This window comes from Microbacterium protaetiae, from assembly GCF_004135285.1.
GTDB lineage: Bacteria > Actinomycetota > Actinomycetes > Actinomycetales > Microbacteriaceae > Microbacterium > Microbacterium protaetiae.
The window spans coordinates 527,017-542,852 of record NZ_CP035494.1; the positions used below are offsets into that span (position 1 = coordinate 527,017).

The window sequence follows — 15,836 nt, forward strand, 5'->3', positions numbered from 1 at the left end:
GCATGCCTCTTCGTTCGCTTGCTTCGATCGGGGTGACTCCAGCCTACCGCCCCGGCGAAAATATCTTGATATCGAGATATCTCCGCGCGGGGTGCGACGGCCGTTCTGGATTTTCGACATGCATCCGTGCCGCAAATGTGGATACTCTGGCGGTATGGGAGACCTGCGCTTGGTGGAACTGTCAGCAACGACGATCGTGGCGGTCAACAATTTCTCACTGAAGCCGGGTCAAGAGGAATTCCTCTCCCCGGTCAGCTACGGCATCGCCGCGACGGTGGTGAATCCGCAGACCTCGTGGCAGCGCGTCGTGGTCGACGGCGACGAGGTCGTGGGCTTCGTCAGCGCGAACTTCGACCCCGACTTTCCGCAGGAGCACTTCCGGTCCGTGCTCTGGCGCATCAACGTCGACGCCGACGAGCAGGGCCGCGGCGTCGGCCGGTTCGCCGTCGACGGGCTGCTCGACGAGGCCCGCTCGCGCGGCATGGACCACGTCAACGTCATCTACGAGGCCGGCAGCGGCGGACCCGAGAAGTTCTTCGAGCGCGTCGGCTTCACGCCCGTCGGCGAAACGGAGTACGGCGAGGTCATCGCCGAGATCCGTCTCTGACGGGGTGGGATGCCGCGGTGCGGCATCCGCCCGCCTCTCAAGGTGAGGGATGCCGCACCGCGGCATCCCTCACCTCACACCAGCGACTCGCGCCAAGCCGCGTGCAACTGCGCGAACTTGCCGGTACCGGCGATGAGTGCGTCGGGGGCATCGTCCTCGATGATGCGGCCGTGCTCCATGACCAGCACGCGGTCGGCGATCGCGACCGTCGACAGCCGGTGCGCGATGATGATCGCCGTGCGGTCGGCCAGCAGAGTCTGCAGCGCCTCTTGCACCTGACGCTCGCTGGGCATGTCGAGCGAGGCCGTCGCCTCGTCGAGGATCAGCACCGCCGGGTTGGCCAAGAACGCGCGGGCGAACGAGATCAGCTGCCGCTGGCCGGCTGAGACGCGACCGCCGCGCTTGTTCACGTCGGTGTCGTACCCGTCGGGAAGGCTCTCGATGAAGACGTCCGCCCCCACTGCCCGCGCCGCCGCGCGGATCTCGTCGAGCGTCGCGTCGGGCTTGCCGAGCGCAATGTTGTCGGCGACCGTGCCGCTGAAAAGATAGGCCTCCTGCGTGACCATCACTATCGCGCGGCGCAGGTCCTTCGGGTGCAGGTCGCGCAGATCCACGCCGTCCAGGCGCACCGAGCCATCGGTCGGGTCATAGAACCGCGACACGAGCTTGGCCAGCGTCGACTTGCCGGCACCGGTGGTTCCCACCAGCGCGATCGTCTGACCCGCGGGGATGTCGAGCGAGAAGTCGGGCAGAATGACCTTGCCGGCACCGTAGGCGAACTCGACATCGTCGAACGCGAGGTGACCACGGGCCTCCCACAGGTCGATCGGCTTGACCGGATCGGGAACGCTGGGCTCCTCCTCGAGGACACCCGACACCTTCTCGAGCGCGGCGGTCGCCGACTGGTACGAGTTCAGGAACATCGCGACCTCTTGCAGGGGGCTGAAGAAGTTGCGGATGTACATCACTGCCGCCAGCAGCGAACCGATGAGCAGCGTGCCGTCGATCACTCGGAAGGCGCCCCACAGCAGCACGACCGCCATGGTGATGTTCGCCAGCAGGATCAGCCCCGGCTCGAAGATGCCGAACAGGTTCACCAGACGCAGGTTCACCCGGCGGTACTCCGACGAGATCTCGCCGAACTCCGCGTCGTTCCGGCGCTCCTTGCGGAACGCCTTGACAGCGCGAATGCCCGTCATGGTCTCGACGAACTGCACGATCAGCCGTGCCGAGACCACGCGCGATGCGCGGAATCCCTTCTGCGACTGCCCGTAGAACCAGCGCATGAGGAACGCAAGCGGCACGCCCATGACGATGATGACAGCCCCACTGCGCCAGTCGAGTAGGAACAGCGAGATGAGCGTGAAGACGCCGAACAGCACCCCCGAGACGAGCTGGGTTAGTCCGCCGTCGAGCAACTCGCGGATGGCCTCGAGGTCGCTCGTCTGCCGCGAGATGATGCGGCCTGAGGTGTACGTCTCGTGGAACTCCAGGCTCAGCCGCTGGGTGTGCCGGAAGATCCGGGTGCGCAGGTCGAGCAGGATCGTCTGCGTGAGCTTGGCCGACAGCACGACGAACCAGCCCATCAGCAGCGCCCCGAGAACGCCGACGACGATATAGGCGATGGTGATGCCGAACGCCGGCATCCAATCGGCTGCCAACGCGCGCGGCAGCGCCGTGTTGATCCCGTACGCGATCAGCGTGGGGCCGATCACCTGGAACGCGGTTGAGACGACGACCACCACACCGCAGAGCACGACGAGCCAGCGCATCGGCGACAGAAGCGAGCCCAGCAGGCGCAGCGAGCGCTGCCGGATCGCGCGACTCTCGGACTTCGTGTAGTCGTTGCGGTCTTCACCGCGGGTTCCGACGACCGTACTCACAGGTTCACCTCCGTTTCTCGCACGTGCTGATCCTCGACCTCGAGGCTCGAGATCACGTAGCGGTAATGCTCACTCGTGTGCAGCAGTTCGGCATGGGTGCCCACGGCGCTGATCCTTCCGTTTTCGAGCAGCGCCACCCGGTCGGCCAATGCGACCGTCGAGGAGCGGTGCGCAACGATCAGGGCTGTGGTGCTGGCCAGCACGCGCCGCAATGCCGCCTCGACGAGCGCCTCGGTGTCGACATCCAATGCCGACAGCGGATCGTCGAGCACCATCACCGTCGGTGCCGCCGCGACCGCACGCGCCAACGCGAGGCGCTGGCGCTGCCCGCCCGACAGGCTCAGGCCCTCTTCACCCACTGTCGTGTCGACGCCGTCCGGCAGTTCGTAGGCAAACTGCGCCTGCGCGGTCTGCAGCGCCTCGTCGAGAACCGCCTGCGCTTCGGGGCTGTGGATGTCGAGGTCGTCGCGTCCGAGCAGAACGTTCTCACGCACCGACGCCGAGAACAACGTGGCATCTTCGAACGCCATCGCAATGTGCCGCCGCAGCTCGCCCAGGCTCAGCTCCCGCACGTCGACGCCGTCGAGTTCGAGGGCTCCGCCGGTCACGTCGTACAGGCGGCCCGGAAGGGTGGTCAACGTCGTCTTGCCCGATCCGGTCAGCCCGACCAGCGCCATGGTCTCACCGGGGCGCAGCGCGAGGTCGATGCCGTCGAGCAGGTCGGCTTCGTCTGCGCGCGAGTCGGGGTAGCGGAAGTGCACGCCGCGGAAGATGAGTTCGCCGCGAGGCTCGGTGATCGTGGCCGGTTCGGCTGGATCGGTGATGCTGTTCTGCTCGGCGAACACCTCGAAGACACGGTCGGTCGCGGTGCGGGTGTCCATCAGGAATGAGAAGAGAAAGCCGAGCGACTCGAGCGGCCAGCGCAGGGCGGTCGCCATCGCGAAGAACGCGAACAGCTCGCCGACGGTCAACTGGCCGAGACTGGCCAGCCAGATTCCCAGCAGCAGACATACGCCGAAGGCGAGCATCGGCACGGAGTCGAGCCAGAACCAGAGCAGCCCGACCTCGTGCGCCTTGCGCATCTCGGTTCCGCGCAGTGTGTCTGCCTGCCGCGTGAACTTCTGCAACGCATGCTTGCCGCGCCCGAACGCCTTGAGCACGCGGATGCCGTGCACGCTCTCCTCCACCGAGGTGGCCAGATCACCGGCCTGATCCTGACTCTGCCGCGTGAGAGCGCCGTAGCGCTGCTCAAAGCGGTAGCCGAAGAACCACAGCGGAATCGAGAGCACGATCAGCGACGTTCCCAGCGCCCAGTGCCAGCGGAACAGCAGCACCGTGCCGATGATGATCGTGAGCACATTGACGATCAGCATGATCAGGCCGAATGCTATCCAGCGGCGCACGAGGCTGATGTCCTGCATCATCCGGCTGAGCAGCTGCCCGGACTGCCACCGGTCGTGAAAGGCGACCGGCAGCCGTTGCAGCCGCTCGTAGAAGTCCTGGCGAATGCGGTACTCGACCTTGGTCGCCGGGCCGAGCACGAAGGCACGGCGCAGGAACACGAACACGGCCTCAAGCACGCCGAGAACCAGAACGCCCAGGCAGACCCAGACGATCAGCGGCAGGTTCTTGTCGGCGATGGGCCCGTCGACGGCTCCCTGCAGCACCAGAGGGATGATCAGCGTCATCAGCGCGCCGGCGAGTGCCGTGAAAAGGCCTCCGATCAGGCGCGGCAGCACCGGTTTGACGAAGGGGATGAGCCGCGCGAGCGCGCGCGGCGTGGACAGTCGTTGCGAAGACGAAGAACTCATGATCCTTGCAGGGAGAAGGTGGGCGGAAAAAGACAGATGTCACCCGCGGCGGGCGACGCAGAAGCGGAGGGAAACGGGCGCCGAAGAGGCGAAACGTGTGGCGACGAACCGGATGACGGCGGTTGCGGCAGCCTATCCCTCGACGATGATCCCCGCCGCGAGCGGACGGAAGACGACCGGCTTGACGTCGATGACGGCCTGGTACATGGCTTCCTCCTCGGATCGCGGAACAGGGCTGCTGCGTCCAAGACGCGACAGCCGACCAGCATATGCCTGAACGTTGCCTGAGTGCAACACCGCCGCTCGCCGAGTTGTCCCCGCGTTGCGCGACCTGACCCCGCGTTGCCCGAGTTGTCCCGGGGTTGCCCGAGTTGCCCCCGCGTTGCCCGAGTTGCCCCGGGACAAGTCGCGCAACCCGAGGACAACTCGCGGCACAACAAGGACAAGTCGCGCAACCCGAGGACAACTCGCGGCACAAGGGGACAACTCGCGGCTAATGGGGGGCGGCGGCGGCCTCGCGTGCGAGCAGCTGGCGCTTGACGTCCAGGCCCCAGGCGAAGCCGCCCAGCGACCCGTCGCCGCGCAGCACGCGATGGCACGGCACGAACAGTGCCGGCGCATTGCGCGCGCAGATGGATGCCGCTGCCCGCACCGCGGCCGGATGCCCCACAGCGGCCGCGAGCTCGGTGTACGAGAGCGGGCGGCCCGGCGAGATCCGGCGCAGCGCCGCCCAGCCGTCACGCTGCATCGCCGTTCCGTGCTGCCGTACGGGCACCGCGTCGATCGCGGAGAGGTCTCCGACGTAGTACGCCCGGACAGCGGCTGCGGCATCCGTCGCACCCGGCACGATATCGCGAGGTCGCAGGCTCACATGGATGCGCGCGACGACCGCGTCCGCGTTGCTCGTCCAGCCCGACGCGAGCACGTTCCCGGCGTCGCTGACGATCGTGAACGGGCCGTCGGGGGTCTCGAGGGTCTCGATGAGGGCAGTCATGGTTCTCCTGTGGTCACTCATTCAGTCTGGGCGCGGACACGCGCGGCCTCGCCCCGCGTGTTTCCGCAGGCGGCTCCGCATCGCCGGCGCCCGCAGACTGAGTTGTTGCACGCGCCTCGGGCGAGCCGAGAGGGGTGGATGCCGCGCGCCAGAAGTGCGCGGTCAGGTAACTGCGCCACGGCGCGGCGCGCTCGGCCCACGCCGCCAGCGCCTTCGCTTCACCGGGCAGCCCGAGGCGAGCGGCACCGGCGCGGGCGGCGACGTCGCCGGGCAGGAAAACATCGGGATCGCCGGTGATCCGCATCCGCACATAGTCGGCGGTCCACGGCCCGATGCCGGGCATCGCCAGCAACGCAGCGCGCTGGGCGACGGGGTCGTCTCCGGCGCCGAGCTGAAGCGATCCGTCGGCCAGCGCCGCGGCCGCACCGGTGATCGCGCGGATGCGCGCGCCCGGCCCGCGCAGCACTTCCGCACCCCGCTCTGCGATCGCCGCCATGGTCGGGAACAACAGTGCCCCGCCGGGCAGGCGCTCCCCCAGCGCGTGCGTCAGCCGGGTCAGTGCGGTGCGGGCCGCGGCCACCGAGATCTGCTGGCCGATCATCGCGCGGATGAGCATCTCACCCGCATCGACCGCCCCGGGCACGCGCATCCCCGGCACCGCTCCGACGGCGGGCGCGAGTTCGAGATGTCGCGCAAGAGCGCCGTCGATGCCGACAGGGTCGGCGTCGAGGTCGAACAGGCGCCGTGCTCGGGCGATCAGCGCCGGCAGATCGGCGAGGTGGGCGAGCCGGGCATCCAAGCGCAGCGCGTCGCCGTCGGCGTGGATGCGCATCCACCCGGGCCCGCGCGGCAGGGCGAGCGTGCGGCTGTAGGAGGTCTCGGATGCCTCTTCGACGCCGTCGACGGCTCGCGCGCGCATCCAGGCGAACAGTCCGTCGAGATCGATCGGTGCGCGATGCGCGAGCACCAGCCGCACCCGGCCTGCCTCACCCGTCGAGGGCAGCAGGTGCCGGCGCGCACGCAGCTGCAGCGGCGGCATCCCGAACACTTCCCGCACGGTGTCGTTGAATTGGCGGATGCTGGCGAAGCCGGCCGAGAACGCGACATCGGCCGCCGTCAGATCGGTGCCCACCAGCAGCATGCGCGCCGTGTGCGCACGATGCGCGCGGGCGAGGGCGAGGGGGCCGGCGCCGAGTTCTGCGGTCAGGATGCGGCCGAGCTGGCGGGGCGAATACCCGAGGCGCCGGGCAAGGCCGGGCACGCCCTCGCGCTCGACGACGCCGTCTTGAATCAGGCGCATAGCTCGGCCTGCGGCATCCGTTCGCAGATTCCATTCGGGCGAGCCCGGCGCCGCATCGGGCAGGCAGCGTTTGCAGGCGCGGTAACCGGCCTCGTGCGCGGCAGCCGCCGTCGGGAAGAACGTCACATTCGCGGGCTTCGGCGTGCGCGCCGGGCAGCTCGGGCGGCAGTAGATGCCGGTCGAGCGCACCGCCGTGATGAACTGCCCGTCGAAGCGCGCGTCGCGCGTGTCGATGGCACGGTAGCGCTCGTCGAAGGTCATCGCCGTCACGCTCATAGCTCTAGCCTGACACGCGCACTGCTGCCTGGATAGCGGAAATCGGCCATCTCGGTGGGGCCGCGGTAGTCGTCAGATGCGCACCCCCGGTGCGCCCGGGGACGAAGGCGGCGGACGACCGATCAGCACGACGCACAGCGGTGACGCAGCGGCTCCGGCGGGTCGGCCCCGGCCGTGCGGCTCCGGCCGTGCGGCCCCATCCCGGCGGCCCCAGCCGTGCGGCTCCGGCCGGGCGACCCCTGCCGGGCGGCCCACGGGGCCACGTTCACGCTGGTCGAATTCCGCTCCGCCGGCACCGGACACGTCCGCACACGGCGCTCGGTGTGCCGAAGCCGGCCGCGCGGGTCGCAGCATCCCGGTTGTCCAACCCCATCGCGTAGACGCGCGCAAGCGCCTACGGTGTCACCCATGGACACCTACGACCTCATCGTGATCGGCGCCGGCCCCGTCGGCGAGAACGTGGCGGATCGCGCCGTGCAGTCAGGTCTCACGGCCGTGATCGTGGAGAGCGAGCTCGTCGGCGGGGAGTGCTCGTACTGGGCATGCATGCCCTCGAAGGGACTGCTGCGCCCGGCAGCCGCGCTGCGAGCCGCGCGTGACATCGACGGCGCACGGCAGGCGGTGACCGGCCCGATCGACCCCGCAGGAGCCTTCCGTCGCCGCGACGTGCTCACGCACGACTGGAGCGACGACGGCCAGGTCGAATGGCTGCGCAGCGCCGGCATCGACCTGGTGCGCGGGCAGGGCCGCATCACCGGCGAGCGCGAGGTGACGGTGACCCCGCCTGAGTCTCCGGCGCGCACGCTGCGCGCCCGTCATGCCGTGGCCGTGTGCACCGGAACCCGGGCGGCCGTCCCCGACATCCCCGGGCTGCGCGACGCGCATCCGTGGACCAGCCGCGAGGCGACATCGGCTCACGAGGTGCCCGCCTCGCTGGCGATCATCGGCGGTGGCGTTGTCGCCTGCGAGATGGCGACCGCCTATGCCGGGCTCGGCAGCCGCATCACGATGATCGTGCGCTCGGGGCTTCTCGGCCGCGTCGAGCCGTTCGCGCAGGATGCCGTGCGCGAAGCGCTTGTTCAGGCCGGCGTCGACATCCGCACGGGCAACACCGCGAGCGTGCGCCGCGAGACCGACGGCGCTGTCGTGCTCACGCTCGACGACGGCAGCACCGTGCGCGCCAGCGAGGTCCTGGTCGCGACCGGCCGCGCTCCGCGCACCGACGACATCGGGCTGGATGCCGCAGGATGTGCCCCGGGCGATTGGCTCGACGTCGACGACACGATGCGGGTCGTCGGCAGCGACTGGCTGTATGCGGTCGGCGACGTCAACCATCGCGCGCTGCTGACGCACCAGGGCAAGTACCAGGCGCGCGCTGCCGGCGACGTCATCGCCGCGCGCGCCACCGGAGCGACGGTGGATGCCGCACCCTGGGGCCGCCACGCCGCGACGGCCGATCACGACGCGGTGCCGCAGGTGGTCTTCACCGAGCCCGAGATCGCCGCGGTGGGCATGACCGAGGCCGAGGCGCGGGCGACCGGGCGCGACATCCGCGTTCTCGACAACGACCTGTCGGGCATCGCGGGGGCCGCGGCGTACGCCGATCACTACCGCGGCCGGGCGCGCGCCGTCGTCGACCAGAAGCGCGGCGTGCTCCTGGGCGCGACCTTCGTCGGGCCCGACGTCGGCGAGCTGCTGCATGCGGCGACGATAGCGGTGGTCGGCGAGGTTCCGCTGTCGCGGCTGTGGCATGCCGTGCCGGCGTATCCGACGATCAGCGAGGTGTGGCTGCGCTGGCTCGAGCAGGCCGGGCGCGCGACGGCGTAGGACGGTGGATGCCGCGGCGGTGGGGATGCCGCGGCCGCGGCATCCCGACCCAGACCACATCAAATCTCCCAGCCCACATCAAACCGCCGGAAAATTGATGTGGTGCGGGAAATTCCATATGGAATTTCCCGGGGCAGGCGTCAGTGGAAGAAGTGCCGCTCTCCGGTGAAGAACATCGTCACGCCGCGCTCGCGGGCCAGATCGATCGTCTCCTGGTCGCGCACCGAACCGCCGGGCTGCACGATGGCGGTGATGCCCGCGTTGATCAGCGTCTCGGGGCCGTCGGAGAACGGAAAGTAGGCGTCGGATGCCGCGACCGAGCCGGCCGCGCGCTCTCCGGCGCGCTCCACCGCCAGCTTGCACGAATCGACCCGGTTGACCTGGCCCATGCCGATGCCGACCGTGGCCGAATCCTTGGCCAGCACGATGGCGTTCGACTTCACGGCACGGCACGACTTCCAGGCGAAGATGAGGTTCTGCATCTCGGCATCGCTGGGCTGCTCACCCGAGACGAGATCCCATCCGGCAGCCACCGAGGCGAAGTCGTCGTCGGGGAACCGGTCGGCGTCTTGCAGCAGCAGCCCGCCCGAGACCAGGCGCACATCCATCGGCTCTTGCGTCCAGTCATCGGGCAGCCGCAGCACGCGCAGGTTCTTCTTGAGCGCGAACAGCTCGAGGGCCTCTGCCTCGAAGTCGGGGGCGACGATCACCTCGGTGAAGATGTCACGCAGGTTCTCGGCCATCTTCAGGGTGACCGTGCGGTTGGCGGCGATGACCCCGCCGAACGCCGACAGCGGGTCGCATTCATGCGCACGCAGGTGGGCGCTGGCGATCGGGTCGAGCGCGTTGGGCGCGGCCACCGCGATGCCGCACGGGTTCGCGTGCTTGATGATCGCGACCGCCGGCAGCACCATGTCGAACGCGGCACGCAGGGCGGCATCGGCGTCGACGTAGTTGTTGTACGACATCGGCTTGCCCTGCAGCTGATCGGCCTGGGCGATGCCGTGCCCGCCCACGCGCGAGTAGATGGCCGCGCGCTGGTGGGCGTTCTCGCCGTACCGCAGCGGCGCGACTCGTTCGGCCTTGATCGTCAGATGCTGGGGCAGGTCGACGCCTTCGGCGAGGGTCTCCTCTGAGAACCAGGTGGCCACGGCCCGGTCGTAGTTCGCCGTGTGCGCGAACGCGCGGGCGGCCAGTTCCTTGCGCTCGGCCAGCGTCGTGCCGCCACCGGTGACAGCGTCGATGATGGCCGGATACGACTCGGGCGAGACCACGACGGCCACGTTCGCGAAGTTCTTCGCCGATGCGCGCACCATGGCCGGTCCCCCGATGTCGATCTGTTCGACGACGTCGTCGGCGCCGGCGCCCGAACGCACGGTCTCCACGAACGGGTACAGGTTCACCACGACCAGTTCGAACGGCTCGATGCCGAACTCGGCGAGCTGCTCTTCGTGCGACTGCAGGCGCAGGTCGGCCAGCAGCCCGCCGTGCACCTTGGGGTGCAGCGTCTTCACGCGTCCGTCGAGCAGCTCGGGAACCCCGGTGACCGCCGACACGTCGGTGACGGCGAAGCCGGCGTCACGGATCGTCGATGCGGTCGAGCCCGTCGACACGATCTCCACACCGGCACCGCTGAGCGCTTCGGCCAGGGTCAGCAGGCCGGTCTTGTCGCTGACCGAGACCAACGCTCGGCGGACGGGGACGATGTCGCGCTCGCGGTACAGGGAGGGATCGTGGTGAGGGCCGGCCATAGGTGCTCCTTCTCGGTGCTGTCAGGGGGTCTGGGTCACCGGGGCGGATGCCGCGGCAAGATCGAGGTCGCCGGTGGCGACGCGGCGCACCACGTCGATGAGCAGGCGCCGCTCGACAGGCTTGATGCGCTCGTGCAGGGACTGCTCGTCGTCACCGGGCAGCACCGGCACGCGCTCCTGCGCAAGGATGGGGCCCGAATCGACACCGTTGTCGACCACGATGACGCTGGCGCCGGTCTGCGTGGCACCGGCCGCGAGCGCGTCGCGCACCCCGTGCGCACCGGGAAACTCGGGCAGGTAGGCGGGGTGGGTGTTGATGATGCGGGGTGAGAAGGCATCCACGGTCGCCGACGGCAGCAGCCGCATCAGCCCGCTCAGCACGATGAGGTCGGGGTTCCACACACGCAGCTGTGCGTCGAGTTCGGCGCCCCACTGTTCACGACTACTGAACCGCGCGTAGGGCACCGTGAAGGTCGGGATGCCGAAGGCTTCGGCATGGTCCAGGCCGTCGGCCTGCCGATCGGCGCCGACGGCGATGATCCGCGCCGGATAGTCGGGGTCGTCGGCGGCGTCGAGCAGAGCCCGCAGATTCGAGCCTGCGCCCGAGATGAGTACGGCGACCGTCAGCACCCGCCCAGTCTACCCGCGTGAATGGATCGCCCCGATCAGGGCCGAATCTCGTCGGGGCCGTCAAGGAACCCGGGATCGATCGGCGCCGTGTCGATGTCATCCTCGCCCGCCGTGTCATCGTCCGAGGTCACCGCCCTATCCACCTGGGCCGCCGCCCTGTCCGCCTCGACCGACGAAGTGGTCTTCACCCCGGTCGCTCCCGGCGTGCCGCCGGCGAGCCTGCCGCGATCCGTCCCGCCCTCGCCCTCGGGCGTCAGCAGCAGGATGCCCACACCGATCAGCACCTCGACTCCGACGGCAAGTGCCACCGCACCGGGGTGCGGGCCCACCAGCGCAAGGCGCCCGGGACCGAACGCCCCCGATGCCGCCCACGCGGCCAGCGCCGCGCCCGCCGCGCTGAGCACGGCCACACCCACCGCGACGCCGGCACGCACGCCGTAGTCCTCGCGGCGCCAGGATGTCGACGCCCCCCGCACAGCCGGCTCCCCCGCCCCCACGTCACCGGGACGGGGCATCTGCCCGCGTAGCATCCATCCCGCCAGCACGCCGGCGCCGATCGGCAGCAGCACCAGCAGCAGCAGCCAGGGCGACACCGACTCGGGCAACAGGCCCAGCACCGGAATGCCCGGCACCACGCCCAGCTGCGTGCCCGCCGGCGATACGGCGGTGGCGGTACCGACCGCGAACCCTGGTCCGGCGATGAACGAGAGCGCCCACACGATGAGCGTGGGCAGGTAGGCGAGCTGCGCGAGCGAGACGACGATCACACCTGTCGCGTCGAGGTTGGCCGCCTGGTAGAGCGCTATCACCTCGTCGCCGCGCAGCAGCAGGGCTGCGATCACGCCCAGGGCGCCGATGCCGGTCACCGCGGTCAGCACGATGCCGGCCCCACGCAGCGCGAGCGCCGGAACCTCGGGCCACAGCCCGGGCAGGTCATCGATCAGCTCGCGCAGCCGCCCGATGACACCGGAGTCGGACCGCCATGCGGCCCCGACCGCCCCGGCCAGACAGGGCAGCAGAAAGACGAGGGTCGGCAGCAGCACCGCCTGCCAGAGGGATGCAACAGCCACCGGTGTACGCGAGGTCAGACCGACGACCGCGGCGACGACGGCGAAGGCGACCGCCGCACCGGCCACGCCCGTGATCCAGGCGCCGCTGCGCCCCGCGCGAATGCCCGACCGCACCCCGCGATAGGCCGTGAAACACGCGAAGGCGAGCGGGGCGAGCGACAGAGCGATGGATGCCGCGCCGTCGGGGATTCCGGTGACGGCGAGATACTCCGCCGACAGGTGGATGGTGAACGGCACGAGGTGCCCGAGCTGCCACACGCCGGCGGTGACCGGCCACAACGCCGACCACTCGGGAGCACCGATGCCGGCCACCCACAGCACCGTGAGGGTCGCCAGCGCCACGGCGAGGCCGACGGCCGCGGCGATGAGCGCGTCGAACGCAGAGAGCAGGGCGATGAGAAGGCGATGCATGGGCGTGTCGAGACTACCCAGAGCCGCGGCATCCACCCCCGCGGGCGCGCCCGCGGGCGGCAAACGCGCGCCGGCAGGCGGTGCTCGCGCGCGGTTTGCCGGCATTCCTGGACGGATGCTGTGAAATGGGGTCGCCTGACGCTATGTTTCTCTCGGAGGTCCCCCACTTATGAGCACAGCCCCTGCGCCCGAATCGACCGCCGAAGAAGCCCGCCCGCCCAAGAACGGGTTCGACAGGTTCTTCGAGATCAGCAAGCGCGGATCGACCCTCGGCACCGAGATCCGCGGCGGCATCGTCACGTTCGTGACCATGGCGTACATCGTCATCCTCAACCCGATCATCCTCGGGGGCACGAAAGACGTCGCCGGCAACATCCTCGACGGCCAGCAGCTTGCCGCCGTGACCGCTTTGACCGCCGGTGCCATGACGATCCTGTTCGGCCTGATCTCCCGCCTGCCTTTCGCATTCGCCGCGGGCCTGGGCATCAACTCGTTCCTGGCGGTGAGCGTGGTCGGGCAGTTGACCTGGCCCGAGGCCATGGGCCTGGTGCTCATCAACGGTCTGATCATCGTGCTGCTGTCGGCGACTGGACTGCGGCGCATGATCATGGACGCCATCCCGATGGAGCTGAAGATCGCCATCACGGTCGGCATCGGCATGTTCATCGCCTTCATCGGGCTCGTCGACGGCACCTTCGTGACCGGCACAGGGCTGAATTCGCCGCCCGTCGGCCTCGGGGTGAACGGCTCGATCGCGACCGTTCCCACCCTGCTGTTCGTGCTGACGCTGCTGCTGGCCGGAATCCTCATGGCGCGCAAGGTCAAGGCCGCGCTGCTGATAGCGCTGGTGTCGGGCACAGTGGTGGCCATGATCATCGAGGCGATCTGGCATCTGGGCGCCAAGAGCGCCGACAACCCCAACGGCTGGTCGATGTCGATCCCCGCGCTTCCCGCGCAGTGGCTGAGCCTGCCCGATCTGGGCCTGGTCGGTCACGTCGATCTCGTGCACAGCTGGGGCCGTATCGGGGCCATCGCGTGCATCATGCTGATCTTCACCCTCGTGTTCACCAACTTCTTCGACGCGATGGGCACGATGACCGGCCTGGCCGAAGAGGCCGGGCTCTCTGACGGCAAGGGCAACTTCCCTCGCCTGAAGTCGGCGCTGATCATCGAGGGCGTCGGCGCCGTGATGGGTGGCGCGACCTCGGGATCGTCGAACACCGTGTTCGTCGAGTCGGCGTCGGGCATCGGCGAGGGGGCGCGCACAGGCGTGGCCAACCTCGTCACCGGCGCACTGTTCCTGATCGCCATGTTCCTCACTCCGCTGACCTCGATCGTGCCCAGTGAGGTCGCCTCTGCGGCCCTGGTCGTGGTCGGCGCGCTGATGATGTCGCAGATCCGCCGCATCGAGTTCCACGACATGTCGGTGCTGATCCCGGTGTTCATCACGGTGGCGGTCATGCCGTTCACCTACTCGATCGCCAACGGCATCGGCGCGGGCTTCATCGCCTGGGTCGTCATCCGCTCGCTGTCGGGCAAGGCCCGCCAGATAAGCCCGCTGCTGTGGATCGTGGCCGCAGGCTTCGCCATCTACTTCGCGCGCGGACCGCTCGAGCAGCTGATCGGCGGGTGAGCCGCGGCATCCCGCGCGATGCAGCCTCACGCGCGATGCGGTATCCCGCGCGAGCCGGTAGTGTCGCGCGCGCACGCCGCGGTATCCCATGCGAGCCGGTAGTGCCGTGCGCGCAAGCCGCGGCATCCCGCGCGCAAACCGGTAGTGTCGCGCGCAAGCCGGCAGCGTCGCGCGCCCGCCGCGGCATCCCGCGCGCAAGCCGCATGTTCGCCCTGCTCGGCACCGCGGCGCCAGCGACCATGCAGGGCTGGTTCACCGCGCTTGCCCAGGGCGGAACCATCATCGACCCGCTGCAGCGCCGCCCATGGGCGACCGTGACGGCCGGGTCGCCGACCGGTTCGGTGTGACGTGGCCGATCGGCTACAGCGGCTGATCGGAGTGCGGCTCAGCCGGCGACGGAGTCTGTTGCGAGTGGCTCGAGCACGAACAGGGCGATCACCCGGTCGGTCTTCTTCTGGTATTCGGCGTAGTCGGGCCAGGCCTCCACGGCGCGCGCCCACCATTCGTCTCGTTCAGCGCCGGAGCTCTCGTGCGCGGTGTAATCGCGTGTGAGAGCGCCGTCCTGCAGTTCGACCTGAGGGTTCTTGCGCAGGTTGCCCGCCCAGGCGGGCTCGACGGGCGCGCCGCCCTTCGAGGCGACGACCGCGTAGCGACCACCGTGCTCGACGCGCATCAGCGCCGTCTTGCGCAGCGCGCCGGTCTTCGCCCCGACGGTGGTCAGCACGATGATGGGCTTGCCGCGCAGCGTGTTCGCTTCTTCGCCCGCGGTCGCCTCGAATGTCTCGGCTTGCTCGCGCGCCCATGCAGCGGTGCTGGGCTTGTACTCTCCGGTCAGTGGCATGGCTTCACGCTACCGCCCCGCACGACGTGGGTCCGCGGCATCCTGCCCCCAGCCCGACGCTCGAGTTCTCCGCCGTCCCCGCGCATGCCGTCCCCGCGCACGCCGGCCCCGCGCACGCCGGCCCCGCGCATGCCGTCCCCGCGCATGCCGTCCCCGCGCACGCCGGCCCAAACCCCCGCATCCCACCACACCAAGCGACCACTCCGGACGGCAGAACCACCACCGCCCCGCGCACGCCGGCCCAAACCGCCGCATCCCACCACACCAAGCGACCACTCCGGACGGTACAACCGCCGCAGCGCCCCCGCGCACGCCATCCCCGCGCACGCCGTCCCAAACCCGTCGCATCCCACCACACGAAGCGACCACTCCGGACGGCGCATCCTCCGCCACCCCGCGCACACCGGCCCAAACCGTCGCATCCGGCCACGCAAACGACCACCTCGGACGGCGGAACCGCCGCGTTCACCGCCAGCCCGCGCACGCCGTCCCAAACCGCCGCATCCCACCACACGAAGCGACCACTCCGGACGGTAGAACCACCACCGCCCCGCGCACACCGGCCCAAACCGTCGCATCCCACCACACAAGCGACCACTTCGGACAGCAAAACCGCCGCGTTCACCACCAGCCCGCGCACGCCGCCCCAAACCGTCGCATCCGGCCCCACAAGCGACCACACCGGACGGTAGAACCGCCACCGCCCCGCGCACACCGGCCCAAACCGTCGCATCCCACCACGCGAAGCGACGACTTCAGACGGCACAACCCCCGCAGCGCTCCCGCGCCCTAACGCCGCAGC

At 69.7% G+C, this 15,836-nt stretch carries 12 protein-coding genes; 4 read left to right on the forward strand and 8 right to left on the reverse strand.

Annotated elements, in window-relative coordinates; genetic code table 11:
- Nucleotides 1–154 precede the first annotated feature (154 nt).
- On the forward strand, nt 155–607 hold the full coding sequence (locus ET475_RS02325; protein ID WP_129385648.1) for a GNAT family N-acetyltransferase: 453 nt from the start codon (nt 155–157) through the stop codon (nt 605–607).
- A 74-nt stretch (nt 608–681) separates the two neighbouring features.
- On the opposite strand, the gene ET475_RS02330 is transcribed toward ET475_RS02325, so the two are convergent.
- The 4 genes from ET475_RS02330 to ET475_RS02345 all read right to left on the reverse strand — a co-directional run bounded on the left by ET475_RS02330 (nt 682) and on the right by ET475_RS02345 (nt 6,871).
- Nucleotides 682–2,490: an ABC transporter ATP-binding protein gene (locus ET475_RS02330; RefSeq protein WP_129385650.1), complete on the reverse strand. Its 1,809-nt coding sequence runs from the start codon at nt 2,488–2,490 to the stop codon at nt 682–684.
- Entirely contained in the window at nt 2,487–4,301 is a 1,815-nt protein-coding gene (locus ET475_RS02335; protein WP_129385652.1) for an ABC transporter ATP-binding protein, read from the reverse strand. Before ET475_RS02335 ends, ET475_RS02330 begins: the two co-directional genes overlap by 4 nt.
- 493 nt (nt 4,302–4,794) lie before the next feature.
- Nucleotides 4,795–5,295 carry a methylated-DNA--[protein]-cysteine S-methyltransferase gene (locus ET475_RS02340; RefSeq protein WP_129385655.1) on the reverse strand — a complete coding sequence of 167 codons (501 nt, stop codon included), beginning with the start codon at nt 5,293–5,295 and terminating at the stop codon, nt 4,795–4,797.
- Nucleotides 5,296–5,308: 13 nt separating this feature from the next.
- Complete coding sequence (locus ET475_RS02345; protein ID WP_129385657.1) at nt 5,309–6,871, reverse strand: DNA-3-methyladenine glycosylase 2 family protein; 1,563 nt, start codon at nt 6,869–6,871, stop codon at nt 5,309–5,311.
- Nucleotides 6,872–7,279: 408 nt separating this feature from the next.
- Between ET475_RS02345 and ET475_RS02350 the strand changes: the two genes are divergently transcribed.
- Nucleotides 7,280–8,698, forward strand: coding sequence for a dihydrolipoyl dehydrogenase family protein (locus tag ET475_RS02350; protein WP_129385659.1), 1,419 nt, complete (start codon nt 7,280–7,282; stop codon nt 8,696–8,698).
- A 140-nt stretch (nt 8,699–8,838) separates the two neighbouring features.
- Here the strand turns inward: ET475_RS02350 and purH are convergent, their stop codons facing one another.
- From purH to ET475_RS02365, 3 genes are read right to left on the reverse strand one after another with little or no spacing between them, the layout of a single operon-like run.
- The gene (gene purH / locus ET475_RS02355; RefSeq protein WP_129385662.1) at nt 8,839–10,449 is read right to left on the reverse strand and encodes a bifunctional phosphoribosylaminoimidazolecarboxamide formyltransferase/IMP cyclohydrolase; all 1,611 of its coding nucleotides are present in this window, start codon (nt 10,447–10,449) and stop codon (nt 8,839–8,841) included.
- 21 nt (nt 10,450–10,470) lie between these two features.
- Nucleotides 10,471–11,079, reverse strand: a complete 609-nt coding sequence (purN, locus tag ET475_RS02360; RefSeq protein ID WP_129385664.1) for a phosphoribosylglycinamide formyltransferase — start codon at nt 11,077–11,079, stop codon at nt 10,471–10,473.
- A 35-nt stretch (nt 11,080–11,114) separates the two neighbouring features.
- A complete protein-coding gene (locus ET475_RS02365; RefSeq protein ID WP_207205392.1) occupies nt 11,115–12,560 on the reverse strand; it encodes a cell division protein PerM in 1,446 nt (481 codons plus the stop codon).
- 169 nt (nt 12,561–12,729) lie between these two features.
- On the opposite strand from ET475_RS02365, the gene ET475_RS02370 reads away from it, so the two are divergent.
- Both ET475_RS02370 and ET475_RS17735 read left to right on the forward strand, forming a co-directional pair.
- Nucleotides 12,730–14,193: an NCS2 family permease gene (locus tag ET475_RS02370; protein WP_129385666.1), complete on the forward strand. Its 1,464-nt coding sequence runs from the start codon at nt 12,730–12,732 to the stop codon at nt 14,191–14,193.
- A gap of 203 nt (nt 14,194–14,396) precedes the next feature.
- The gene (locus ET475_RS17735) at nt 14,397–14,540 is read left to right on the forward strand and encodes a hypothetical protein (RefSeq protein ID WP_165310691.1); all 144 of its coding nucleotides are present in this window, start codon (nt 14,397–14,399) and stop codon (nt 14,538–14,540) included.
- A gap of 38 nt (nt 14,541–14,578) precedes the next feature.
- Here ET475_RS17735 and ET475_RS02375 read toward each other — a convergent pair whose 3' ends face one another.
- Nucleotides 14,579–15,034: a nitroreductase family deazaflavin-dependent oxidoreductase gene (locus tag ET475_RS02375; RefSeq protein ID WP_129385668.1), complete on the reverse strand. Its 456-nt coding sequence runs from the start codon at nt 15,032–15,034 to the stop codon at nt 14,579–14,581.
- Between the last annotated feature and the right edge of the window lie 802 nt (nt 15,035–15,836).